At 73.3% G+C, this 24,477-nt stretch carries 22 protein-coding genes; 3 read left to right on the top strand and 19 right to left on the bottom strand.

The features are described from left to right. Window positions 1-132: 132 nt before the first annotated feature. The 19 genes from PZ894_RS05865 to mraZ all read right to left on the bottom strand — a co-directional run bounded on the left by PZ894_RS05865 (window position 133) and on the right by mraZ (window position 19,179). A complete protein-coding gene (locus tag PZ894_RS05865) occupies window positions 133-870 on the bottom strand; it encodes a DivIVA domain-containing protein (protein ID WP_275743366.1) in 738 nt (245 codons plus the stop codon). A 103-nt stretch (window positions 871-973) separates the two neighbouring features. Further along, on the bottom strand, window positions 974-1,267 hold the full coding sequence (locus PZ894_RS05860) for a YggT family protein (protein ID WP_275743364.1): 294 nt from the start codon (window positions 1,265-1,267) through the stop codon (window positions 974-976). Window positions 1,268-1,279: 12 nt separating this feature from the next. Beyond that, a complete protein-coding gene (locus tag PZ894_RS05855) occupies window positions 1,280-1,777 on the bottom strand; it encodes a cell division protein SepF (protein WP_275743362.1) in 498 nt (165 codons plus the stop codon). A 60-nt stretch (window positions 1,778-1,837) separates the two neighbouring features. After that, window positions 1,838-2,536, bottom strand: coding sequence for a YggS family pyridoxal phosphate-dependent enzyme (locus PZ894_RS05850; protein WP_275743360.1), 699 nt, complete (start codon window positions 2,534-2,536; stop codon window positions 1,838-1,840). 160 nt (window positions 2,537-2,696) lie between these two features. Further along, window positions 2,697-3,383, bottom strand: coding sequence for a polyphenol oxidase family protein (locus PZ894_RS05845; protein WP_275743358.1), 687 nt, complete (start codon window positions 3,381-3,383; stop codon window positions 2,697-2,699). Further along, window positions 3,380-4,579 (bottom strand): cell division protein FtsZ, encoded by a 1,200-nt coding sequence (gene ftsZ / locus PZ894_RS05840; RefSeq protein WP_275743356.1) that lies wholly within the window; start codon window positions 4,577-4,579, stop codon window positions 3,380-3,382. Before ftsZ ends, PZ894_RS05845 begins: the two co-directional genes overlap by 4 nt. A 270-nt stretch (window positions 4,580-4,849) precedes the next feature. Then, entirely contained in the window at window positions 4,850-5,665 is an 816-nt protein-coding gene (locus PZ894_RS05835) for an FtsQ-type POTRA domain-containing protein (RefSeq protein ID WP_275743354.1), read from the bottom strand. Next, on the bottom strand, window positions 5,658-7,028 hold the full coding sequence (murC, locus tag PZ894_RS05830) for a UDP-N-acetylmuramate--L-alanine ligase (protein ID WP_345799137.1): 1,371 nt from the start codon (window positions 7,026-7,028) through the stop codon (window positions 5,658-5,660). The genes PZ894_RS05835 and murC overlap by 8 nt, the downstream gene beginning before the upstream one ends. After that, window positions 7,025-8,119, bottom strand: coding sequence for an undecaprenyldiphospho-muramoylpentapeptide beta-N-acetylglucosaminyltransferase (gene murG, locus PZ894_RS05825; protein ID WP_275743352.1), 1,095 nt, complete (start codon window positions 8,117-8,119; stop codon window positions 7,025-7,027). Before murG ends, murC begins: the two co-directional genes overlap by 4 nt. Window positions 8,120-8,130: 11 nt before the next feature. Beyond that, the gene (ftsW, locus tag PZ894_RS05820; protein ID WP_275743350.1) at window positions 8,131-9,378 is read right to left on the bottom strand and encodes a putative lipid II flippase FtsW; all 1,248 of its coding nucleotides are present in this window, start codon (window positions 9,376-9,378) and stop codon (window positions 8,131-8,133) included. Between the two features lie 19 nt (window positions 9,379-9,397). Next, on the bottom strand, window positions 9,398-10,873 hold the full coding sequence (gene murD, locus PZ894_RS05815) for a UDP-N-acetylmuramoyl-L-alanine--D-glutamate ligase (RefSeq protein ID WP_275743348.1): 1,476 nt from the start codon (window positions 10,871-10,873) through the stop codon (window positions 9,398-9,400). Continuing rightward, complete coding sequence (gene mraY / locus PZ894_RS05810; RefSeq protein WP_275743346.1) at window positions 10,873-11,982, bottom strand: phospho-N-acetylmuramoyl-pentapeptide-transferase; 1,110 nt, start codon at window positions 11,980-11,982, stop codon at window positions 10,873-10,875. The genes murD and mraY overlap by 1 nt, the downstream gene beginning before the upstream one ends. Further along, window positions 11,979-13,331, bottom strand: a complete 1,353-nt coding sequence (gene murF, locus PZ894_RS05805; RefSeq protein ID WP_275743345.1) for a UDP-N-acetylmuramoyl-tripeptide--D-alanyl-D-alanine ligase — start codon at window positions 13,329-13,331, stop codon at window positions 11,979-11,981. The genes mraY and murF overlap by 4 nt, the downstream gene beginning before the upstream one ends. After that, complete coding sequence (locus tag PZ894_RS05800) at window positions 13,319-14,830, bottom strand: UDP-N-acetylmuramoyl-L-alanyl-D-glutamate--2,6-diaminopimelate ligase (RefSeq protein WP_275743343.1); 1,512 nt, start codon at window positions 14,828-14,830, stop codon at window positions 13,319-13,321. The genes murF and PZ894_RS05800 overlap by 13 nt, the downstream gene beginning before the upstream one ends. Before the next feature lie 23 nt (window positions 14,831-14,853). Further along, entirely contained in the window at window positions 14,854-16,629 is a 1,776-nt protein-coding gene (locus PZ894_RS05795) for a penicillin-binding protein 2 (RefSeq protein ID WP_275743341.1), read from the bottom strand. Window positions 16,630-16,680: 51 nt separating this feature from the next. Continuing rightward, on the bottom strand, window positions 16,681-17,271 hold the full coding sequence (locus PZ894_RS05790) for a hypothetical protein (RefSeq protein WP_275743339.1): 591 nt from the start codon (window positions 17,269-17,271) through the stop codon (window positions 16,681-16,683). Window positions 17,272-17,347: 76 nt separating this feature from the next. Next, complete coding sequence (rsmH, locus tag PZ894_RS05785; RefSeq protein ID WP_275743337.1) at window positions 17,348-18,310, bottom strand: 16S rRNA (cytosine(1402)-N(4))-methyltransferase RsmH; 963 nt, start codon at window positions 18,308-18,310, stop codon at window positions 17,348-17,350. A 1-nt stretch (window position 18,311) separates the two neighbouring features. Continuing rightward, entirely contained in the window at window positions 18,312-18,509 is a 198-nt protein-coding gene (locus tag PZ894_RS05780; RefSeq protein ID WP_275743335.1) for a hypothetical protein, read from the bottom strand. Window positions 18,510-18,756: 247 nt separating this feature from the next. Then, window positions 18,757-19,179: a division/cell wall cluster transcriptional repressor MraZ gene (gene mraZ / locus PZ894_RS05775; RefSeq protein ID WP_275743333.1), complete on the bottom strand. Its 423-nt coding sequence runs from the start codon at window positions 19,177-19,179 to the stop codon at window positions 18,757-18,759. A gap of 480 nt (window positions 19,180-19,659) precedes the next feature. Here mraZ and PZ894_RS05770 point away from each other — a divergent pair, with 480 nt between their 5' ends. The 3 genes from PZ894_RS05770 to PZ894_RS05760 are packed head-to-tail and all read left to right on the top strand — an operon-like array spanning window position 19,660 to window position 24,309. Beyond that, the gene (locus tag PZ894_RS05770) at window positions 19,660-20,625 is read left to right on the top strand and encodes a MoxR family ATPase (protein WP_275743331.1); all 966 of its coding nucleotides are present in this window, start codon (window positions 19,660-19,662) and stop codon (window positions 20,623-20,625) included. Window positions 20,626-20,659: 34 nt separating this feature from the next. Next, window positions 20,660-21,925: a DUF58 domain-containing protein gene (locus PZ894_RS05765; RefSeq protein WP_275743329.1), complete on the top strand. Its 1,266-nt coding sequence runs from the start codon at window positions 20,660-20,662 to the stop codon at window positions 21,923-21,925. A 5-nt stretch (window positions 21,926-21,930) separates the two neighbouring features. Continuing rightward, window positions 21,931-24,309 carry a DUF3488 and transglutaminase-like domain-containing protein gene (locus tag PZ894_RS05760; RefSeq protein ID WP_275743683.1) on the top strand — a complete coding sequence of 793 codons (2,379 nt, stop codon included), beginning with the start codon at window positions 21,931-21,933 and terminating at the stop codon, window positions 24,307-24,309. Window positions 24,310-24,477: the final 168 nt, after the last annotated feature.

The raw sequence follows: 24,477 nt of genomic DNA, 5'->3' as shown, positions 1-24,477 counted from the left end.
CCTGTGCGTCGTGCCACAGTGGGTGCAGGGAGGGTAGCCGAGCGCCGGGACCCCCTCAAACCCGACTCACCGTGGAACACGACACCGGCCGGTCCCCGCGGGGACCGGCCGGTGTCGACTGTTCGGCAGCGGTCAGCCGTCGTCCTCGCCGAGGATCGAGCGCAGTCGCTTGGGAGCGGGCGTCTCCTCACCGGACGAGGTGGGCGCCTCGGAGCCGGTGTTGAGCGCCTCGAGCTGCTGGCTGAAGTAGCTCTTGAGCCGGGACCGGTACTCACGCTCGAACGAGCGCAGGCGCTCGACCTCGGAGTTGAGCTTGTCGCGCTCCGTCTCGAGCTCGCCGAACATCTGGCGGCGGCGCTCGGCGGTCTCGGAGTCCAGCATCTGCGCCCGGGTGCGGGCGTCCGCCTCGAGGCGGTCGGCCTTGGTGCGGGACTCGACGTCGAGCCGCTCGGACTTGGTCCGAGCCTCGGCGATGATCTTGTCGGCCTCGTTCTTGGCGTCCTCGACCAGCTCGTCGGCGTTGCGGGTGGCGATCTCCAGCAGGCGCGCGGCGGCGTTCGAGGCGTCGGGGACGGTCTCCACGCGAAGCGTCTCGACCGGGCTCGCGGCCACCACGGGCTCCGGGATCGGCGCGGGGGCCGGGGTCGGCTCCGGCTTCTTCTCCTCGACGACCGGGGCGGGCGCCGGGACCGGAGCGCCGGACTGCGCGGCCGACAGCTTCGACCTGAGGTCGTCGTTCTCCTTCGTGAGCCGCGCCAGCTCCGCCTCCACCTCGTCGAGGAACTGGTCGACCTCGCCCATGTCGTAGCCCTCGCGGAGCCGGACGGGAGTAAAGCGCTTGTTACTCACGTCCTCAGGCGTCAGCGGCATGACCTCACCCATTCATTCTCGTCAGAGTTGCTGTCCGTCGAACAATAGCGCCTGTGCGGGTCCCCGGAGCATCCAGCGGGTCCATCCAGCACGGCGCCCACTCTCAGCTCAGCAGGATCCGCCCGTTGAGCGAGAGCAGGATGTATGCCCCGATCATCACGATCAGGAAGCTCAGGTCGAGCGAGATGCTCCCGAGCCGCAGCGGCGGGATCACCCGGCGCAGCGCCTTGATCGGCGGGTCGGTGGCGGAGTAGACGCCCTCGAGGCCGACCAGCAGTGCTCCGCGCGGCGTCCACTGCCGCGCGAAGATCTGCACCCAGTCGACGACGAAGCGCACCCACAGGAGTGCGATGAAGACCCACAGCACTACCTGGATGATCAGACCAACGGTTTGCACGTACGCCGCGTCCTAGCTCTGGTTGAAGAAGCCGCCCTCGACGATCCGTTGCTTGTCCTCGGCGGCCACCGTGACGTTCGGTGGCGAGAGCAGGAACACCTTGCTGGTGACGCGCTCGATGGTGCCACGGGTCGCAAAGACCAGCCCGGCCGCGAAGTCCACGAGGCGCTTGGCGTCGGCGTCGTCCATCTCGGAGAGGTTCATGATCACCGGCGTGCCGTCGCGGAAGTTCTCGCCGACGGTGCGGGCCTCGTTGTAGGTGCGCGGGTGGAGTGTCGTGATGCGCGACAGCTCGGCGACGACGCCGGTCGGGCCACCCGCCGGCGCGGTCGCGCGGCGCCGCTCCGCCAGGTCGGACACCGGCGCGGGGCGGGTCTCGCGCTTGCGCGCGGCCACCGGGGCGGTCTCCTGGGTCTCGTACTCGTCGTAGGAGTCGTACTCGTCGTCGTACCGTCCGGTGTCCTCGAGCAGGCCGAGGTACTCGCCGATCCTGCGCATCGCGCCGCTCATGACTGTCGTCCTCCGGAACTCCGCGCCCCCGGCGGGGACGCACTAGTGGTGATTGGGACCCTACTTGAGCCGAGGCCTCGAACCGAGCACCGCGGACCCGATGCGCACGTGTGTCGCGCCGGCGCGCACGGCGTGCTCGAGATCACTGCTCATCCCGGCCGAGAGCCAGGTCGCGTCGGGGTGCTCGGCGACGAAGTCCTCGCGGATTCGCGCCAGCCGTTCGAAGGCCGCTCGGGGGTCCTCCCCGAGCGGGGCGACGGCCATCAGCCCGCGCAGCCGCAGCATCCCCGCCTCCGCGACCGCGGCGGCCAGCGCCGGCAGGTCGCCCGCGTCGGCGCCCGCGCGACCGTCGCGGTCCGGCGGGTCGAGGCTGACCTGGAGCAGCACGTCGACCGGGTGCGGGCGCGGGTGTGCGCCGCGGTCGAGCGGACCCACCAGCTTGACCCGGTCGACCGACTCGACGACGTCGGCGTACGACGCGACCGCCGCGGCCTTGTTGCTCTGCAGGCCGCCGATGAAGTGCCAGCACAGCCCGAGGTCGCCGCACTCGGCCGCCTTGGCCTCGGCCTCCTGGTGCCGGTTCTCGCCGACGTCGGTGACGCCGAGGTCCGCGAGCAGCCGCACGTCGGCGGCGGGGAAGTACTTGGTGACGACGACCAGGCGTACGTCGTCGGGCGAGCGCCCCGCGTCGGCGCAGGCCGCCGCGATCCGCTCGCGCACCGCGGCGAGGTTGGCGGCGATCTCGGCCCGGCGGCTCACGCGGCGCCCTCCAAGGTGGCGGTGGGAGATCCACCGTCTCGGCCGGCGGAAGCGTGGAGGGGCCACCGCCCACCCGGCGCTGCACCGGGTGGCGGTGGGAGGTCCACCTTCTGGGCCGGCGAGATTGTGGAGGAGTCACCGCCGGACCGGCAGCGCCGGGTCATGGTGTCCTCCAGACGACGCCCGCCAGCCGCCCGGCGGCTGCGCCGTCGCGCCGGTGGGAGTGCAGCGTGTCGTCCTCGCGCGTGCAGCCGCCGACCTCGACGACCGGGATCCCGGCCGCGCCCAGCTCGGCCACGACGCCGGCACCGAGGTCGAGCCCGGGCGTGCCCCAGCTCGTCGTGGCATGGGTCGCCGGCGCGGCCGTCGCGACGTCGGTGCGCATCCGGTCGGGCACCTCGTAGCAGCTCCCGCAGATGTGCGGCCCCACCCAGGCGCGGAGATCGGTGGCGCCGAGCGTGACCAGCCGCTCGACGGCCGCGGACACCACGCCCCGGCGTACCCCTTCGCGGCCGGCGTGGACGGCGCCGATCTCGCCGGTCCGGGCGACCAGCAGCACCGGCACGCAGTCGGCGGCGCGGGCCAGCAGGGCGATGCCCGCCCGCGAGGTGACGAGGCCGTCGGCGTCCGGGCGCGGCTCGGCCGGGTCGTCGACGACGTGGATGTCAGAGCCGTGGACCTGGTGCATGAGGTACGGCGTCGCGCCGGTGGCCTCGGCGAGCGCCGCCAAGGCGGCCCCGCGGAACCCGTCGGGCGCCAGGTCGCCGAGGTCGAGGCTCCGGTCGGTGAACGCGACCGACACCGTGCCGGTGTCGACCGGCACGGTGTCGTGGAAGCGGAACGTCACTTGAGGAAGTCGGGCACGTCCAGGTCGTCGTCGTCGAACTGGACCTGGGGCGGTGCCTGCCGCGGCGCGGGCTGGGTCGGGCGGGACTCCTGGGCCGGCCGGGCCGGTGCGGCGTCGACCTTCTCCCGCGGCTTCTCGGCCTCGGACTGGCGGGTCGCGACCGCCTGGGCGGCAGCCCGCGTCTCGGCCTGCGTCTGCTGCGGGCGGGGGTCGCGGCGCAGGACCGCGCCCTCGTCGCGGCGCTTCGGCTGACCGCCGTCGAAGCCGGCGGCGATCACGGTCACCCGCACCTCGTCGCCGAGCGCGTCGTCGATGGTCGCGCCGAAGATGATGTTCGCCTCGGGGTGCACGGCCTCGGCGACGAGCGCTGCGGCCTCGTTGATCTCGAACAGCCCGAGGTCGGAGCCACCGGCGATCGAGAGCAGCACGCCGTGCGCGCCGTCGATGCTCGCCTCGAGCAGCGGGCTGGACACCGCCATCTCCGCCGCTGCGACCGAGCGGTCGTCGCCGCGCGCCGAGCCGATGCCCATCAGGGCCGAGCCGGCGTTGGACATCACCGACTTCACGTCGGCGAAGTCGAGGTTGATCAGGCCCGGGGTGGTGATCAGGTCGGTGATGCCCGAGACGCCCTGCAGCAGCACCTGGTCGGCCTGCTTGAACGCGTCGAGCACCGACACGTTGCGGTCGCTGATCGACAGCAGTCGGTCGTTGGGGATCACGATGAGGGTGTCGACCTCGTCGCGCAGCTGCGCGATGCCCTCCTCGGCGGAGTTGGCGCGGCGGCGCCCCTCGAAGGCGAACGGGCGGGTCACGACGCCGATCGTGAGCGCGCCGAGCGAGCGCGCGATCCGCGCGACGACGGGCGCGCCGCCCGTGCCGGTGCCGCCGCCCTCGCCCGCGGTGACGAACACCATGTCGGCGCCCTTGAGCACCTCTTCGATCTCGTCGGCGTGGTCGTCGGCCGCCTTCGCGCCCACCTCGGGGTTGGCACCCGCGCCGAGCCCGCGGGTGAGCTCGCGGCCGATGTCGAGCTTGACGTCGGCGTCGCTCATCAGGAGGGCCTGCGCATCGGTGTTGATCGCGATGAACTCGACGCCCTTGAGGCCGACCTCGATCATCCGGTTGACGGCGTTGACACCACCACCACCGATGCCCACGACCTTGATGATGGCCAGGTAGTTCTGTGCTGCTGCCACGGCGATCTCGCCTCTCGCTGCTCGTTCGGATCGTGCCGGTCTGTTGCGGTCTGTGCGGGGTCTGTGCGGGGTCTGTGCGGGGTCTGTGCGGGTCTGCTCCGATGTGGTCCGGTCGGCGTGTCATCAACCCTGACCCTCAACCTGAGGGTTATAGTTATGTCAACCTCGCCGTGCTGAAGACAGTAGGCAGCGGGCCGGGGCATTTCGTGGCGACACGCCGGGTCGTCCGCCCGACGCGGTGCGCTGCACCCTCGAGAGGCGGACGACCCGCTACTGCGCGCGGGTCGTGGGCTGCCCGGGGACGCTCACGTCGTAGCGCTGGGCGTCGGGCGCGACGGCGAGCAGGTCGGCGAGCACCGCCGCCTTGACGTCGGACTCCGCCGCGCTCCCCCACACCACCTCGCGGCCGTCGCGGAGCGCGAGCGCGATCTCGTCGACGGTCTCGACGTCCACGTGATCGACCTTCGCGGCCAGGTCGCCGGGCAGCGCGGCCACCACGAGCGCGCCCTCGCGGAGCGCCTCCGTGCCGGTGTCGGCGGCGCTCTCGATGCGGGGCAGGTCGGGCGGCGCCTGGGCGAAGTCGCGGAAGTCCACGCCCTCCTCGTCGAGGCCGCGCAGCTTGCCGCCGATGCTGACCACGGCGACCGCCTGGCGCTCGGTGAGGGTGATCAGCACCTCGTCGGGCCACTTCCGGGTCACGTCGGCCGACCTCACCGGCGCGAGCGCCTCGACACGGGTCCGGATCCGGTCGAGGTCCGCGGTGGCGAGCGGCTCGCCGGTCGGTACGGCGGCGGCGCGCTCGACCTCGGCGGCGGTGAGCTGGTCCTCCCCCACGACCGACACCCCCTGGACCGACAGGTACGAGGAGAAGTAGACGAGCCACAACCCGCCCGCGGCCAGCGCGAGCAGCAGCACGACGGCGAGCAGCGGCTTCCAGGTCAGCCAGCGTCGCGCCCACTGGCGGCGGGCGAACCGGCGCCGGCTCCGCACGACCGCCGGGTCGGCGGCCGGCTCCGGACCGTCCTCGTGGGCCGCCCGGAGCGCGTCGAAGCCCTGGGTCTCGTCGGGGTCGCGGCGCCTAGCCATCGACGGGCCCGCGCGAGAGCAGGTCGAGGACGCGGGGACCGACCTCGGTGACCGTGCCGGCGCCGAGCGTCAGCACCAGGTCGCCCGGCCGGGCGCGCTCGACGAGCGCGGCCGCGACGGCGTCGAAGTCGGGCACGAAGCTCACCCGCTCGGCCGGCAGCGGCACGGCGCCCGCCACGAGCGCACCCGTGACCGCGGGGTCGGCGTCCTCGCGGGCGAGGTGGACGTCGAGCACCACGACCTCGTCGGCGGCGCCGAGCGCGGCGCCCATCGCCTCGCCGAAGATCCGGGTCCGGGAGACGAGGTGCGGCTGGAAGGCCACGACCACGCGTCCCTCCCCCGCGACCACCCGCGCGGCCTCGAGATCGCCCGCGATCTCCGTCGGATGGTGGGCGTAGCTGTCGTAGACCCGCACCCCGCCGGCCTCGCCCTTGCGCTCCATGCGCCGCTTGGTGCCGGTGTACGACGCGATGCCGCGCGCCAGTTGGGTCGCGTCGAAGCCGAGCGTCACGCCCGCCGCCAGCGCCGCCAGCGCGTCGGCGAGGTAGTGCTCCCCCGGCGACCAGAGCGCGACGCCCGCGAGGGCGTCCGGCCCGAAGTCCGCCGCGCCCCGGGTCGACACGGTGACGACACGACGCCCGGCCCCGCGCGCCCGCTCGGCGAGCCGTTCCGCACCGGGGTCGTCGACGCAGCAGACCAGGAACCCGTCGGGGTCGACGGTGTCGGCGAACTCGTCGAAGGCCGCGACGTACGCCGCCTCCGTGCCCCAGTTGTCGAGGTGGTCGGCCTCGACGTTGGTGACGATCGCCGCGTGCGGCGCGTAGTGGAGGAACGCGCCGTCGCTCTCGTCGGCCTCGGCCACGAAGAGGTCGCCCGAGCCCTCGGCCGCGTTGACGCCCGTCGCGGTGAGCTCGCCGCCGATGGCGTACGTCGGGTCCGCCCCTGCGGCCTGGAGCGCGGTCGTCAGGAGCGACGTCGTCGTCGTCTTGCCGTGGGTGCCGGCGACGGCGACCACCCGGCGGTCGGCCATCACCGCGGCGAGGGCGGCCGACCGCGGCAGCAGGCGCAGCCCCCGGCGCACCGCCTCGACGTACTCGGGGTTGTCCTCGCGCACGGCGGTCGAGACGACGAGGGTGTCGGCGTCCGCCACCTGCTCGGCCGCGTGGCCGAGGTGCACGGTCGCGCCCAGACCGCGCAGCGCGGCGAGCGTCGGGGAGTCGACGCCGTCGCTACCGCTGACGCTGGTGCCGCGCGCCAGCATGAGGCGCGCGATGCCGGAGAGTCCGGCGCCGCCGATGCCGACGAAGTGGACGTGGCCGAGGCGCTCGACCGGGAGCATCTCGGCGGGGACGGGGATCCTCACCTGCGGGCCGCCTCGAAGACGATGCGCGCGAGCCGCTCGTCGGCGTCGCGCGGGATCAGCGCAGCAGCGGCGGCGCCCATGGAGGCGAGCTTGTCGGCGTCGTTGGCCAGGTGCGGGATCGTGCCGAGCACCCACTCGGTGGTGAGGTCGGCGTCGGCGACCAGGAGGCCGCCGCCCGCGTCGACGACGGGCCGGGCGTTGTGCTCCTGCTCGCCGTTGCCGATCGGCAGCGGCACGAACACCGCCGGCAGCCCGACGGCCGCGGCCTCGGTGACGCTGCTGGCCCCGGCGCGACTGACCACCAGGTCGGCGGCGGCGTAGGCGAGGTCCATGCGGTTGACGAAGTTGACCACGACGTACGGCACGTCGCTGTCCGCGCCGGCGTCGGGCGACGCCTCGCCCTGCGGGCCGACCACGTGGAGCACCTGGACCCCGGCCGACGCGAGGGCTCCAGCGGCGCCGGAGACCGACTGGTTGAGACGGCGCGCCCCCTGCGAGCCACCCGTCACGAGCAGGGTCGGCCGGTCGGCGTCGAGGCCGAAGAAGGAGCGCGCCTCCGCGCGCAGCCGCGCGCGGTCGAGGCCCGAGATCATGGGACGGATCGGCAGGCCGACGTACTCCGCCCGGGGCAGCGGCGTGTCGGGGAAGCTCACGGCGACGCGCTGGGCGACCCGCGCGCCGGCCTTGTTGGCCAGGCCGGGCACGGCGTTCTGCTCGTGCAGCACCAGCGGCAGCTTGCGGCGGCGCGCCGCGAGGTAGGCCGGCATCGACACGTAGCCGCCGTAGCCGACGACGACGTCGGGCCGCACCCGGTCGAGGACCGCCAGCGTCTCCTTCACCGCCGCGCGCAGGCGTGCCGGGACCTTGACGAGATCGGCGTTGGGCCGGCGCGGCAGCGGGACCGGCGGGATCAGCTCGAGCGGGTAGCCGGCCTCGGGGACCACCCGGTTCTCGAGGCCGCGGGGCGTGCCGAGGCAGGTGATCTCGGGCTCGATGCCGAGGTCGGGGGCCAGCCGCCGGATCGCGTCTGCGGTGGCGAGCAGGGGCGAGGTGTGTCCGGCGGTGCCGCCGCCGGCGAGGAGAACGCGCATCGTCGACAACCCTAGTTGGGACGGGGGCCCGCGGAGAGGCCGGCCGAGCGGAGCCTCCTGCGCTGCGCGAGCGCCCGCGCCGCCTCCGGCTCGCGGCGCGCGAAGCCGATCAGCAGGCCGAGCGCGACGAGCGAGGGCACGAGGGCCGAGCCACCGTAGGAGACCAGGGGCAGCGGGATGCCGATGACCGGGAGCAGCGCGAGCACCATGCCGACGTTGATGATCATCTGACCGAGCAGCCAGACGACGATGCCGAAGGTCAGGTAGCGCACGAACGGCTCGGTCGTGCGGGTCGCGACACGCACCGCGGCGTACGCGATCGTGAGGAAGAGCGCGATCACCAGCAGCGTGCCCACCAGCCCGAGCTCCTCGCCCAGGACGGCGAAGATGAAGTCGGTGTGCGCCTCGGGGAGGGTGCCCCACTTCTCGCGGCTTGCGCCGATGCCCTGGCCGAAGATCCCGCCGGAGGCGAGCGCGTAGAGGCCGTGGGCCGGCTGCCATCCGGCGTAGTGGTAGTCCTTGAACGGGTCGGTGAACGTCATCAGGCGGTCGAGCCGGTGCTGGCTGGTGGTGGCGAGGTAGAAGGCCAGCACGCCGATCGTCGAGAGCATCATCGCGAAGAGCCGGCCGGGCGCGCCGACGACCCACAGCACCGCGAGCAGGATCGCGAAGAGCACGAGCGCGGTGCCGAGGTCGCGGCCGAGCATGACCAGCACGATCACGACCCCGATGCCCGGCAGCACGGGCATCAGCACGTGGTGGAGGTTCGTGAGCCGCTTGTCCTTGCGCGCATAGATGTGGGCGGCCCACAGCACGATCGCGAGCTTGGCGATCTCGGCGGGCTGGATCGTGAACGGCCCGACGCCGAGCCAGTTCGTGTTGCCGTTGACGGTACGGCCCAGCCCGGGGACCCGCACCAGCGCGAGCAGCACGATCGAGACCACCAGTGCGGGCCAGGCCAGCCCGCGCACCACGCCGATCGGCATCCGGGAGGCGACGAAGGCGCACGGGATCGCGATCACCACCCACACCAGCTGGCGGGTCACGATGGCGTAGGAGTTGCCGTCGTTGTGCTCGTAGGAGTAGACGCTCGACGCGCTCAGCACCATGATCAGCCCGATCGTGAGCAGCAGCGCCGACGCGCCGAGCAGCAGGTAGTAGGCCGTCAGCGGCCGGTCGAGCGCGGCACGGGCGGAGGCGTACCAGGCGCCGACGGCGGAGCGGTCGTGGCCGCTGTCGAGGGGATCCGCGGTGGTCATCTCGCGTCCCCCTCCCGGATCACAGCCTGCGACGTACGGCGTCGGCGAACGCGTCGCCGCGCTCGCCGTAGTTGGTGAACATGTCCATGGAGGCGCATCCCGGGGCCAGCAGCACCGTGTCGCCGGGTCGAGACAACTCGGCAGCGGCCGCCACGACGCGCTCCATGGCATGCCCACCATCTACGGGGTCAGTCTCGTCGTCGCCGACCACGATCACGGGCACATCCGGGGCGTGTCGCGAAAGCGCGCCGGCGATCAGGTCACGGTCCCGCCCGAGGAGCACGACGCCGCGCAGCCGCTCCCGCACCGCGAGCACCAGCCCGTCGAACGTGGCGCCCTTGGCCAGGCCGCCAGCCACCCACACGACCGGGTCGTAGGCCAGCAGCGACGACTGCGCGGCATGCGGGTTGGTGGCCTTCGAGTCGTCGACCCAGGTGACGCCGCGCGCCTCCCCGACGACCGCGATCCGGTGGCCGTCGGGACGGAACGCCCGCAGGCCGTCGCGGACCGCGGCCTGCGAGACCCCGTGCGCGCGGGCCAGCGCGGCCGCCGCGAGGGCGTTGGCGACCATGTGTGGAGCCGCCCCTCCCGGGTTGTTGAGTGCGAGGTCACCGATGGTGCACAGCTCGGCGGCGCTCGTCTGGCGCTGCTCGATGAACGCCCGGTCGGCGAGGATGTCCTCGACCAGGCCGACCATGCCGACCGCCGGCATGCCGAGCGTGAAGCCGATCGCCCGGGCGCCCTCGACCACGTCGGCCGCGCGGACCAGCCGCTCGGTCTCGGGGTCTGCCGCGTTGTAGACGCAGGCGCGCTGCACGCCCCGGTAGATGCGGCCCTTGTCGGCGGCGTAGTCGGTCATCCCCGACGGGCCGGTGTACCAGTCCAGGTGGTCCTCGGCGATGTTGAGCACCGCGGCCGCCTCGGCGGCCATCGAGTCGGTGTAGTGGAGCTGGAAGCTGGAGAGCTCGACCGCGAACACGTCGTACGGCTCGGGATCCATGACCGCCTCGACGACCGGCAGCCCGACGTTGCCGACCGCGACGCTGCGCAGCCCGGCGGCGCGCAGGATCGCGTCGAGCATCCGGACGGTCGTGGTCTTGCCGTTGGTGCCGGTGACGCACAGCCACGGCGTGTGCTGGTGGGGGTCGCGCAGCCGCCAGGCGAGCTCGACCTCGCCCCAGATCGGCACGCCGCGGGCGGCGGCCTGCGCGAGCAGCGGCGCGGTGGGCCTCCAGCCGGGCGAGGCGACGAGCAGGTCGACCTCGTCGGGGAGCGCGTCGGTGGCTCCGCTGCCGAGGCGCACGTCGGCGCCGAGGACCTCGAGGAGCTCGGCCTTCTCGGGGCGGTCGCCCGCCTCGGACTCGTCGAGCGCGATCACGTCGGCGCCGAGGTGGTTGAGGTTGTCGGCGGCGGCGAACCCGGACACGCCGAAGCCCGCGACGACCGCGCGGACGCCCTCCCAGGAGTCGTGCCGGCCGAGGATGGTCGGATCCACTACAGCCTCGCCACCCACTCGGCGTAGAAGACGCCCAGGCCGCCGGCGACGCAGAGCCCGGTGATGATCCAGAACCGGATCACGATCGTGACCTGCTCCCAGCCGAGGAGCTCGAAGTGGTGCTGCAGGGGCGCCATCCGGAAGACGCGGTGGCCGGGCCCCACCCGGAAGACCTTCCGGACCAGGCCGGACCTGCGCGACAGCTTGAAGAAGCCCACCTGCACCATCACCGAGAGCGTGATCACGAGGAAGAGGCCGCCGAGGATGACCAGCAGCAGCTCGGTGCGGGTCAGGATCGCGAGCCCGGCGAGCGCGCCGCCGAGCGAGAGCGACCCGGTGTCGCCCATGAAGATCGCGGCCGGTGAGGCGTTCCACCACAGGAAGCCGAAGCACGCGCCGGTGAGCGCGGCGGCCACGATCGCGAGGTCGAGCGGATCTCGTACGTCGTAGCAGAGCGCGGTGTCCTCGACCGCGCACGACTGGTTGCTCTGCCAGATGTTCACGATCATGTACGCCGCGAACACCATCGTGCAGGCGCCGGTGGCGAGGCCGTCGAGACCGTCGGCGAGGTTCACGCCGTTGCTGGTGCCGACGATGATCACCCAGATCAGGACGACCGCGAGGAACATCGGCAGCGCCAGCCAGCTGATGTCGCGCAGGAACGAGATGTTCTGGGAGGCCGGCGTGGTGCCGCTCTCGTCCTCCAGCCACGGGGAGAGCGCCAGCACGCCGAAGACGACGGCGACCACGGTCTGCCCGATCATCTTCGCCTTGCTGCGCAGGCCGAGGCTGCGCTGCTTGGAGATCTTGATGTAGTCGTCGAGGAAGCCGACCAGGCCCATCCCGACGAAGAGGAAGAGCAGCAGCAGCGCGGACGCCGACGGCGGGGTCGCGGTGATCAGCAGCGCGCCGAAGTAGCCCACGACGGTCGCCAGGATGATCACGACGCCGCCCATCGTGGGCGTGCCGCGCTTGGTGTGGTGGCTGGTGGGTCCGTCGTCGCGGATCTCCTGGCCGTAGCCCCAGCGGGTGAAGAGGTTGATCGCGACCCGGGTGCCGAGCAGCGAGATCAGCAGGGCCAGGCCGCCACCGAAGAGGATGGCTCTCATCGCGTGGTCTCGCCTCCCTCCAGCAGTCCGTCCGCGATCGTCTCCAGGGCGGCTCCGCGCGAGGCCTTGACCAGCACGACGTCGGCGCCCGCGACATTCTCCCGCACCCAGGCCAGTGCCTCGTCGCGCCCCGCCGTGACGATCGCCTCATCGCCGTAGCCCTCGGCGATGGCTGCCGCCGCCGCACCGACGACCACGACCGCGTCGATGCCGAGGGTCCGCGCGGTCTCGCCGACCTCGTGGTGGCCCGCCGTCGAGCTGTCGCCGAGCTCGCGCATCTCCCCGAGGACGGCGACCGTACGTCGTCCGCGGCGCTCGCCGATCGTCCTGAGCGCGCCGAGCGCGGCCGTCATTGAGGCCGGGTTGGCGTTGTAGGCGTCGTTGATCACCAGCAGGCCGTCGCCGCGCTCGTGGAGCTCCATTCGCATCGGCGACGCCGGCTCTGCCTCCGACAGGGCCGCGGCCACGCGGTCGACCGGCACGCCGGCCGCGATCGCCATCGTCGCCGCGGCGAGCGCGTTCTGGACCTGGTGCAGGCCCGACTGGCGCAGCCTGACCGGGTGCCACGCGCCGTCGTGGCCGATCTCGAAGGTCGGCCGGGAGAGGTCGTCCACCTCCACGCTCCGGGTCGTGACCTCGGCGTCGCTGCCGAACCGCAGCAACCGCGCGTGCGTGCGGTCGGCCATCGCCGCCACGAGCTCGTCGTCGGCGTTGAGCACGGCGACGCCGTCCTCGGGCAGCGCCTCCACGATCTCGCCCTTGGCCAGCGCGATCGCCTCGCGGGAGCCGAACTCGCCCACGTGCGCCGTGCCGACGTTGATCACCGCCGCGATGTGCGGTGGGGCGATCTCGCAGAGGTACGCGATGTGGCCGATCCCGCGCGCCCCCATCTCCAGCACCAGGTGGCGGGTGTCTGCGTCCGCGCCCAGCACGGTCAGCGGCAGGCCGAGCTCGTTGTTGAAGCTTCCGGCCGTCGCGACCGTCGGCCCGGCCATGGCGAGCACCTGGGCGAGGTAGTCCTTGGTGCCGGTCTTGCCCTGCGAGCCGGTGAGCGCGAGCACCGTCGCGGGGAGCCGGCGCACGACGTGCCCGGCGAGGCGCCCGAGCGCGACGACGGGATCGGCGACCACGACCGTCGGTGCCTCGGTCGGCCGGCTGCCGAGGACGGCGTGGGCGCCCGCGGCGTACTCGTGCCCGTCCACGCGCTCGCCCACGACCGCGACGAAGAGACCGGCGGCCTCGGGCCTCCGGCTGTCGACGTAGGCGGGGCCGGTGACGACGAGGGTCGGGTCGCCGTGCACGCTCCCGCCCACGACGGCCGCGATCTCCGCCAGGGTCAGGGCAAGCATGCGAGCTCCTCCCGGGCGACCTCCCGGTCGTCGAACGGGTGCACCACGCCGTCGATCTCCTGTCCGGTCTCGTGGCCCTTGCCGGCGACCAGCACGATGTCGCCCGGCCGGGCCCGCCGCACCGCCTCGCGGATGGCCGCGCGCCGGTCGCCGACCTCGAGCACCTCGGCGGGGCCCGCGACACCCGCGAGCATCGCGGCCCGGATCGAGGCGGGGTCCTCGGTGCGGGGGTTGTCGTCGGTGACCACCAGCAGGTCGGCGAGCCGGGCGGCGATCGCGGCCATGATCGGCCGCTTGCCGGGGTCGCGGTCGCCGCCGGCGCCGAGCACGACGATCACCCGCCCCTCCGTCAGCGGCCGCAGCGTGCGGATCGCGGCCTCGACCGCGTCCGGCTTGTGGGCGTAGTCGACCACCACCAGGAAGTCCTGGCCGAGGTCGACCCGTTCGAGGCGACCGGGCACGCCATCCGCCGCGGCGATGCCGGCGGCGACGACGGCCGGGTCGAGGCCCGCCTCCCCCGCCGCCGCGACGGCCGCGAGCGTGTTGGCGACGTTGAAGTCGCCGGGCAGTGGGCAGCGCGCGGCGATCCGCCGGCCGTCGGGGGCCACCACGACGAACGTCGAGCCCTCCGGCCCGAGCTCGACGTCCTCGACGGTCCAGTCCGCGTCGCCGCCGGTCGAGAAGGTGCGGACCGGCACGCCCGCCTCGGTGACGAGGCGCCGGCCGTGGTCGTCGTCGACGTTGACCAGGCCGAGCCGGGCGCGCGCCGGCGTGAAGAGCGACGCCTTGGCCCGGAAGTAGTCCTCGACGTCCGCGTGGAAGTCGAGGTGGTCGCGACCGAGGTTGAGGAAGACGGCGACGTCGAAGACCACGCCGTCGACCCGGCCCATCACCAGCGCATGGCTGGACACCTCCATCGCGCAGGTCGTCACGCCGCGCTCGCGCATCATCGCGAAGAGCCCGTGCAGGTCCGGCGCCTCCGGCGTCGTCAGCACCGTCGGCACGTCCTCGCCGGCGACGCGGGTGCCGACCGTGCCGATCACGGCCGCGGTGTCGCCCACCGTGGTGAGTCCGCCCTCGAGCAGGCGCGTGGTGGTGGTCTTGCCCTGGGTGCCGGTCACCCCGATCATCCGCATGGACTCGGCGGGTTCGCCGTAGACGCGGGCGGCCAGGGCTCCGAGCACGGCCCGGGGCCGGTCGACGACGAGCACCGGTACGTCGACCGCCGCGGCCGCAGCTCCCGCCTCGTCGGTGAGCACCGCGACGGCCCCGGCGGCGACGGCCGCCGCGGCGAAGTCCATCCCGTGCGCGCGGGTGCCGGGCAGGGCGGCGTAGAGGTCACCCCTGCGGATCCGCTGTGAGGAGAGCGACATGCCGGTCACGGCGACGCCTTCCGCGGCTCCGGCGACCCGCACCCCGACGGCCTCCTCGAGCCACGCCGCGAGGGTCGCGAGCGGCGTCCGCGGAGGGCGCTGCGGCCGAGTGGAGTCGCTCACCACGTGAACCTATCGCTGCGCGGGAGTCACCACGCGACCGGCAGCCGGGAGGGCCTGGTGCCGGTCGGGGGCACCTGGTATCGGCGCAGCGCGTAGCTCATGATCTGGGAGAACGCCGGGCCCGCGACCGAGCCGCCGCCACCGCCGTTGCGCGGGTTCTGGACGACCACGTAGATCGTGAACCGCGGGTCGTCGGCCGGGGCGAAGCCGGCGAAGGACACCGTGAACGTGCCGTCGTAGCAGCCGCACTCGGCGCCGACGGCCTGCGCCGTGCCGGTCTTGCCCGCCACCCGGTAGCCCGGGACCGCGGCGGCGGGGGCGACGCCGACGTCGGGATCGACGACCCGCTCCATCATAATCGCGGTCTGGCGGGCGGCCTGCTCGCCGACGACCCGCTTGCGGGTCGTGTGGTCGGTGCCGACCTGCTGGCCGTCGTCGGTCGTCGCCGAGCCCTTGACCAGGCTCGGCGAGACCCGGACACCGCCGTTGGCGATCGTGTTGATCGCCGCGGTCATCTGCACGCCGTTGACCGACAGCGACTGGCCGAAGTCGATGCGGTCCTCCAGCTGCGAGGTCCACTCGGCGAGCGGCGGGAGCAGGCCCTTGGTCTCGCCCCGCACGCCGATGTCGGTGCGGCGGCCGAGTCCGAAGTGGCGCAGGTAGCTGTAGAGCTGGCCGCGCTTGAACTTGTCGGCGGCGAGCACGGTGGCGATGTTCGACGACTGGGCGATCGCGCCGGTCAGCGTCATGTGCAGCGTGCCGTGGCCGAACCAGTCGTGGATGACCCGTCCGTCGCGGTCCAGCTGCGACGGCACGACGATCTTCGTGCGCGGCGTGACCAGGCCCAGGTCGATCAGGGAGCTGGCCGTCAGCACCTTCTGGACCGAGCCGGGCTCGTAGACGTTCTGCAGGGCGCGCGAGCCGAGGTCGGCCTTCGGGGCGTCGGTCGGCTTGTTGGCGTCGTACGTCGGGTCATCGGCCACGGCGAGCAGCTCGCCGGTGCGCGTGTCCATCACGACCGCGAAGCCCGAGTCGGCCCGGGCGTCCTCCACGGTCTGGCGGACCACCCGCTGCGCGTACCACTGGAGCTTCAGGTCCAGCGTGGTCTCGAGGTCGCGCCCGTCGACCGGGTCGGTGGTCGTGCTCTCGCCGAGGGGGAGCCGGTTGCCGCTGCCCACCTCGTAGCGGGCCGAGCCGTCGATGCCGGCGAGCTCCTTGTCGAAGGTCCGCTCGAGGCCGGCCAGCGGCTCGTCGGTGCCCACGAAGCCCACCAGGTTGGCGGCCACGTCTCCCGCCGGGTAGTCACGCAGCGGGTCGCGCCAGGTGTCGAGGCCCTCGAACCCGCGGCGCTCGGCCTCCTCGACGACGTCGGTCGCGATCGTGGCGGGCACCCGCCGGGCGACGTACTCGAACCGCGCCTCCACGCCCTCGTCGGTCTCGTGCGCACGCAGCTTCGCGAGCGTGCTCACGTAGTCGACGTCGAGCAACTTGTAGAGGAACGCGGCGAGGTCCGCCGCGTGCTCGTCGGTGAGCTTCGGGTCGGCGACCAGCATCATCCCGTCGACGGAGCTGGCGAGCGGCTCGCCGTCGCGGTCGACGATCTCACCCCGGGTGGCCGGCAGCTCGACCTCCTCGATGCCTTCGGCGGCGGCCATCTCGGCGTACGAGTTGGGGTCGATGCCCTGCAGCTGCACCAGGCGCGCACCGAAGACCGAGAGCGCCATCGCGATCACGACGAACCCGATGCGCAGCCGCAGCTGTGGCGAGCCGCGCCGGGTGCCGCGGGGCGTGGTCGCGGGCAACGGCTGCTCCTCTGGTCAGGGGGTCGGGTGGGGTCGCGAACGGACCGGGGCCTACCGGTCGTTCTTCTTCCTACCGTCCCGGGCATCGCGATCCGGGTTGCCGCGGCCCGTGTCGCCCGAGGAGTTGTCCGTGCTCTCGGCGTCACCGGCCGGCGGGTCGACGGTGACGACGTTCGGCGGCGGGTCCAGGATCGCCGGCTTGGTCGGCGGGAGCGGGTTGATCCGGAGCGACGGGCTCTCCGGGCCGCCGCCCGCGCACGGCTGGCCCTGCACCTCGCCGGTGCCGAGCCGCAGGAACGCCGGGCTGCACGCCTGCACCATGCCGAGCCGCTTGGCCGCGGCGGCGATGCGCTGGGGGTTGCGCAGCTCGTCGAGCTCCATCTCGAGGCTCTGCTGGCGGGCGGCGAGGCGGGTCGCCTGCTGCTCGAGCGCCGTGCTCGCGAAGGAGGCCTGCTGCATCGACGTGTTGAAGAGCAGCAGCCCGACGACGCCGCCGAGCAGCACCATCGACACCAGCGCGAGGAACGGCGCACGACCGGCCGACCGGCGCCGGCGCGGGACGACCGTGAGCCGCGCTCGCTCGACCGCCGCGCCCGCGATCCTCGGGATCCGGGACCTCACCTGCATCGCTGCATTGCTCATCGACGTACTCGCTTCGCTCCGTGCGCCGATGAGGCACATCTCGCGCTGTACTGGATGACTCGCTCGCTTCGCTCGCTCACGCTGCGGCTCCCCCTTCTCGCACACGTTCGATGGCCCGCAGCCGCACCGAGGCCGCGCGCGGGTTGTCCGCGATCTCCTCCGGCCCGGCCTTCTCGCTCCCGCGGGTGACCAGGCGGAGCGCCGGCTCGTGCCCCTCCGGCACGAACGGCAGATCTTCGGGCACGTCGCTGCGGGTCGCGGCGGTGAACGCCTGCTTGACCAGCCGGTCCTCCAGCGAGTGGTAGGACTCCACGACGACCCGGCCACCGACGTTGACGGCGTCGATGGCGGCGGGCATCGCCCGGCGCAGCACCGCCAGCTCGTCGTTGACCTCCATCCGCAGCGCCTGGAACGTGCGCTTGGCCGGGTGTCCCCCGGTCCGGCGGGCGGGCGCCGGGATCTCGGCGTACAGCAGCTCGACCAGGCGGCCGGACGTCGCGAACGGCTCCCGCTCCCGCTCCCGGACGACGGCGGCGGCGATCTTGCGGGCGAACCTCTCCTCGCCGTACTCCTTGAGGATCCGCGCAAGCTCGGCGGCGGCGTAGGTGTTGAGCACGTCGGCCGCGGTGAGGCCGCTGGTGCCGTCCATGCGCATGTCGAGCGGAGCGTCCTCGGCGTAGGCGAACCCACGCTCGCGGACGTCGAGCTGCATCGACGAGACGCCGAGGTCGAAGAGCACTCCGTCGACGGCCGGCAGGTCCAGGTCGGCGAGCACCTCCGCGATCTCGTCGTAGACGGCGTGGACCGCGGTGAAGCGGGCGCCGTACGGCGCGAGCCGGCGGCTCGCGAGCTCGAGCGCCTGCGGGTCGCGGTCGACGCCGACGACACGGGCCGCGTCGATGCGCGAGAGCACGGCCTCGCTGTGGCCACCGAGCCCGAGGGTCGCGTCCACGAGCACGGCGCCCGGCCGGTCGAGCGCGGGTGTCAGGAGCGAGACGACCCGGTCGAGGAGGACCGGGACGTGCGAAGAGGTCGCCATGTCAGGCCTGACGCGCCGCGAGTGCGAGGAGCAGGAAGCACACCGCGACGCCGAGGGAGACCGCCGCCGAGAAGGCCATCAGCGTCGCGGCGTCCCGCGCCAGCTGTCGCACCCGGACCGGGCCCGGTGCGGGCGACGCCTCCGGCTCGGCAGCCGGCGCGGCCAGGTGCGGCGACGGTGCCGCGGCGGCGATGCTCATGGTCTCGACCCTCGATGTGGTGGTGCGTGGGGAAGTGCTCTCGGGTGGTGCTGCACGTACGGCGATCCGCCTGACCAGGTCCCTGCCCGCTCCCGGGTGGGAAGGCATCTGGAACCGGGGAAGGTGCCCCAGATGCGTGCCGTCTGGAACCGGGGAAGGTGCCCCAGACGGCGGCGGGAGCGGGCTCGAGACCTCGTCCTGCGGATCGCTGTTCTGCTGTGGTGGTGCCCGGTGGCGACTGGTGGGGCTAGCTCGGCTGGGCGGGCTGCTCGTCGAGCTCGGCGAACTTCGCCTGGGCGCCGGCCGAGTAGTCGCGCCAGCGGGTCGGGTCCCAGATCTCGATGCGGTCCATCACGCCGATGACGACCACGTCGCGGTCGAGGCCGGCGTACTCGCGCAGCGGGACGGGGATGCCGATCCGGCCCTGCTTGTCCAGGGACCCCTCGTCCGCGCCGGCGAAGAGGATGCGGGCGTAGTCACGCGCGCCCCGCACCGTCATCGGTGTCGTCTGGGCCCGCCGCGCCTCCTCCATGAAGACGTCGGTCGGCCACACGACGAGGCAGTTCTCCTGTCCCTGTGTGACCACGAGCCCCTCCGCGAGCCGATCCCTGAACTTCGCCGGAAGGAAGAGCCGCCCCTTGTCGTCGAGCTTCGGCGTGAACGTGCCCATGAAGAACACCGGGCACCTCCGCTCCACCGACTCCTGTCAGTGACCCTTCCTCCACTGCGCTCCACTCTACTCCACATTGCACCACCGTCAACCACATTGGGCGTGTCGAGGCGCCGGGTTCTCGCGTCTCCGTGGGCGGGTCCCGGTCCGGCCGGCATGCCGCGCCGCGGCGTACCTCTTCGGCGTCTGCGCAGGTCAGTTCGGGTGCGGCGCGGTGCGCTCCGGACCGGTGGTGCGCCGGTGGGGAGATCTCGCGCAGGTGGTGGGGCGCGGTGGAGCGGCCGGGGTGGCCGGGACAGGCGCCGGCACGACCCGTGCGGCCGGGTGAACCGGCGCCGCAACCAGAACGTGATCACCGGAGTCAGATGCGTGCGGCCTCCGGGCCACGTAGGTTTCCGTCCACGAATTACGGTTGGGACAGCGTGGTCCGCCTCACACGACGGCGGGCCGCTTGGGCTAGGAGTGAGGGACGACGTGGACATGCATACGGGTGGGGCGGACCTCGAGACGCTGGCGCGGGTCGTCGGGCGGGTTCGTTCGAACATCGAGAGGGTCATCGAGGGGAAGCCCGACGTCGTCAACTCCTCGCTCGTCGTACTCCTCGCCGAGGGCCACCTGCTCATCGAGGACGTGCCCGGCGTCGGCAAGACGATGCTGAGCAAGGCGCTCGCCCGCAGCATCGACTCCACCGTGCGGCGCATCCAGTTCACCCCGGACCTGCTGCCCTCGGACGTGACGGGCGTGTCGGTGTTCAACCAGAACACCCGCGAGTTCGAGTTCCGGCCCGGCGGCGTCTTCGCCAACATCGTGGTCGGCGACGAGATCAACCGCGCCTCGCCGAAGACGCAGTCGGCGCTGCTGGAGTGCATGGAGGAGCGCCAGGTCACCGTCGACAACACGACCTACCAGCTCGAGCAGCCGTTCATGGTCATCGCGACCCAGAACCCGATCGAGATGGAGGGCACCTACGCGCTGCCGGAGGCGCAGCGCGACCGCTTCATGGCCCGGGTGTCGGTGGGCTATCCCGTCGAGGCCGCGGAGATCGCGATGCTCGACACCCACACGGGGGCGAACCCCCTGGACGACCTCGAGCCGGTCACCGACGCCGCCGAGGTGCGCAAGCTGATCGCGATCGTCAACCAGGTCCACGTCTCCCCCGACGTGCAGCGGTACGCCGTCGCCATCACCTCGGCGACCCGTCGCTCCGACGAGCTGTCGCTGGGCGCGTCGCCCCGCGCGACGCTGCACCTCGTGCGGGCCGCCAAGGCCGTCGCGGCCATGGACGGCCGCGAGTACGTGCTCCCCGACGACATCCATCGGCTCACGCGGCCGGTGCTCGCCCACCGGCTGCTGCCCAGCGTCGAGGCCGCGATGAGCGGCCGGTCGACGGCCGCCATCCTGGACGCCGTGGTCGGGACGGTCGCCGTCCCCGGCGGCGCCCGCTGACCGCGCGAGACGCCGAGCTGACCATGGGGTGCTCATGAGAGAGGCACTGGCCGGGCTGACCGTCCGCGGACGGGCGTTCCTGGCTGCCGGAGTCACGGCGATCGTCTGCTCGGTCATGCTCAACCAGACGACGCTCGCCCGGGTCGGCGTGCTGCTCCTGGCCCTGACGCTCCTCACCGTGCTGGTGCTGGCGCGCAACCGCTACCGGCTGACGCTCGTCCGCAACGTCACCCCGCAGCTGGTGGCGGCCGGGCAGCCGGCACGGGTCACGCTCACGCTCGCGAACGACGGCCTCGCGCCCAACGGCGTGCTCCTGCTCGAGGACCAGGTGCCCTACGTGCTCGGCACCCGCCCCCGCTTCGTGCTCGAGGGCATCAGCCAGGGCTGGCGACACTCGGTGAGCTACCAGGTGCGCTCCGACGTGCGCGGTCGCTTCGAGATCGGGCCGATGTCGGTGCGGGTCAGCGACCCGTTCGGGCTCGTCGAGCTCGGACGCACGTTCCGCACCACGGTGCCGCTGACCGTGACGCCCCGGACCGTGCCGCTCCCCCAGATCCCGCTCGGCGGCGCCTGGACCGGCTCCGGTGACAACCGGCCGCGCGCGTTCGCGACCGGCAGCGCCGAGGACGTGACCGTGCGTGAGTACCGCCGCGGCGACGACCTGCGCCGGGTGCACTGGCGCAGCTCGGCGCGCGTCGGCCAGCTGATGGTGCGCCGCGAGGAGCAGCCCTGGCAGTCGCGGGCGACACTCTTCCTCGACAACCGGGTGATCTCGCACCGGGGGCAGGGGATCGCGTCCTCACTGGAGGCGGCGGTGTCCGCCGCGGCGTCGATCGCCGTGCACCTGACCCGACGCGGCTTCGCCGTACGCCTGGTCACGGCGACCGGCGAGGAGCCCGGCAGCGCCTGGCACGTGCGCGGCGCCGACCTGAACGCCGCGCCCCTGCTCGAGGCGCTCGCGGTGGTCGCCCCGGTGCAGCAGCCGCGGCTCGAGACCGGGTGGCTCGCGGAGGGCGCCCACGGCGGGCTCACCGTCGCGGTGTTCGGGGGCGTGGACGCGGCGGACCTACCGGTGCTGCGCCGGATGCAGCACCACGCGGGCTCGGCGCTCGCCGTCGCCGTCGACGTCGATGCCTGGATCGGCGGCGCTCCGGACGACGGCACGACGCGGGTGCTCGCCCAGCAGGGGTGGCGCTCGGTCGCCCTGCGTCCGCGTGACCGACTCGACGCGGTGTGGCAGGAGCTCGGCCACACCAGCGCGCAGACCTCGCGCGGCGTGCACCACGGGGTCGACGCGTGAGCACCATGAACCGGCCCCGGGGACGCCTCGGCGCCAACGTGCTCTTCGCCGCCACGGCGGCCGGCACCACCTGGCTCGCGATGAACGCGTGGCGCGACCTGACGGCGCAGCCGGGCGACTTCCTCAACCCGCTGCTCCTGCTCGCGGCCGTCGTCGCCGGCACCGGGGTCGCCGGACGCTGGTGGCGCTGGCCGGGGCCCGCCGTGGTCGCGTTCCAGGTCGTGGTGACCGCGATGCTGAGCTGCCTGCTGCTCACCGGCTCGCCGCTGCCGGTCGGCGGGGCGTGGACGGAGCTGGTCGCCACGATCCGCGACGCCGTCGACAGCGCCAACGCCTACGCCGCGCCGGTGCCGGTCGACGTGCCACCCGTCGACCCGCTCCTCGTCCTCGGCGGGCTGGCCTGCCTGCTCCTCGTCGACGTGCTGGCGGCCACGTGGCATCGGGTGCCGCTCGCCGGGCTGCCGCTGCTGGCGATCTTCAGCATCCCGGTCGGCATGGTCGACGGCGCCGTCGTCTGGTGGGTCTTCGCCGCCACCGCGGGCGGCTACCTGATGATGCTCTTCCTCCACGAGACCGACCAGGTCGCGCGATGGGGCCGCCCGCTCGGCCAGGATCGCGAGACCGGCGACCCCCTCTCCTTCGGCGCCGGCGCGACGACCGTGCGCAGCACCGCTGGCCTGGTCGGCGGCGCCGCCACCGCGATCGCGGTGCTGGTGCCCGTGCTGATCCCGGCCACCGGGCTGCACCTGCTCGACTTCGGACCGGGCAGCGGAGGGGGCGACGACATCCGCGTCGACAACCCGACCGCCGACCTGGTGCGCGACCTCAAGCGTGGCGACGACATCCCCCTGGTCCGCGTGACGACCAACGACCCGGACCCGTCGTACCTGCGGATCCTCACGCTCACCCGCTTCTCCGAGGCGGAGTGGAGCCCGGGAGACCGGGAGGTCCCCGCCGACCAGCTCGCCGACGGCCAGATGCCTCCGCTGCAGGGCGTCGCCGCCGACCTCGACCGGCGGAGCTACCCCTACCAGGTCACGGTGCTGCCGGAGTTCGACTCCCGCTGGCTGCCGACGCAGCCGCCGATCAGCCTCGTCGACGCGCCGGGCGACTGGCGCTTCGACCAGCGCACGATGGACTTCATCGCCGGCGACGAGGACCTGACCGCGGCCGCGATCGAGTACACGATGACCTCCACCCAGCTGGACCTGACCTCCACGCGCCTCGAGGAGGCCGGCACGCCCACCGGCAAGGTGGACGGCATCTTCACCGAGCTGCCCGGCGACATGCCCTCGATCGTCCACGACCTCGCGACCCAGGTCACCGACGACGAGACCACGCTGTACGAGAAGGCGGTCGCGCTGCAGGAGTGGTTCCGCTCGGAGTTCACCTACTCGCTCGCCCGGGCCGACGGCAACGGCATCGAGGCCCTGGTGGACTTCCTGTCCGACGGTCCCGGTGGCCGGCAGGGCTACTGCGAGCAGTTCGCCTCGGCGATGGCGGTGATGGCGCGCGACCTCGGCATCCCGGCCCGCGTCGCGATCGGATTCCTGAACCCCTCGGCGGACGGCGCGAACACCTGGGTCTACAGCTCCGACGACATGCACGCCTGGCCCGAGCTGTTCTTCGACGGCGCCGGGTGGGTGCGCTTCGAGCCCACCCCGTCCGGCCGGGCCGAGAACGTGCCGCCATACACCGTGCCGGGCACGCCCGACGACGACCCGACGGAGTCCGCAGCCCCCGAGGCGAGCTCCTCGGCCGTCGCACCGACCAACCGGCCCGAGGAGACCGAGACCGCCGCCGCGGAGGGCGACGAGTTCGGCGAGACGGGCTCGACGGTCCCGTGGGGCCCTACGCTCGGCGCGCTCGCCGCAGTGGTGGTGCTGGCCGCCGGGCTGCTGCTCCCCCGCGGGGTGCGCTCACGGCGCCGCGAGCAGCGGCTGTCGGCGGGCGCGGTCGAGCCGGTCTGGGACGAGCTCCACGACACCGCCCTCGACCTCGGCGTCCCGTGGCCGCACGGCCGGTCGCCACGACGTACCCGCGACGTCCTCATCGACCACCTCGGCGCGCCCGTCGGCGCGGAGACGATCGAGCGTCCCGCACACGGCGCGGCCGTCGCCCCCGAGGCCGTAGCGGCCCTGGACCGGCTGGTGCTGACGCTCGAGCTGGCCCGCTACTCGCGCGCCGGCGCCCGGATCGACCCGGTGCGGCTGCGCGCCGACGGCGAGGCCTGCGTGGCCGCGCTCGCCGGCGGCGCCTCCCGCTCCGCCCGACGCCGCGCCATCTGGTGGCCGCGCTCGGTGCTCACCCTCCGTCGGCGGGCCCGCACCGCTCCCGCACCCCTCGAGGCCCGCTACGGCGGCGTCGTCGACAACATGTCGTAGCGGACCGTGTCGGACCGGACCGGACCGCCGGGATAGTCCGTCACGTTCTGGTCGTGGATCCGGTGGATCGACAGCCAGAAGGTGACGGAGTATCCCGCCGTGGCGGGCGTAGGGCGCCGTACGTGGAACGACCCGGCCGAGGTCGACCGGGTCGGGCTAGCGCTGAGC

Origin of the sequence: Nocardioides sp. YIM 152315, assembly GCF_029210375.1 — a bacterium.
Classification (GTDB): Bacteria; Actinomycetota; Actinomycetes; order Propionibacteriales; family Nocardioidaceae; genus Nocardioides.
The sequence above is the reverse complement of the archived record's forward strand: the minus strand, read 5'-3'. Positions and strand labels throughout refer to the sequence as shown.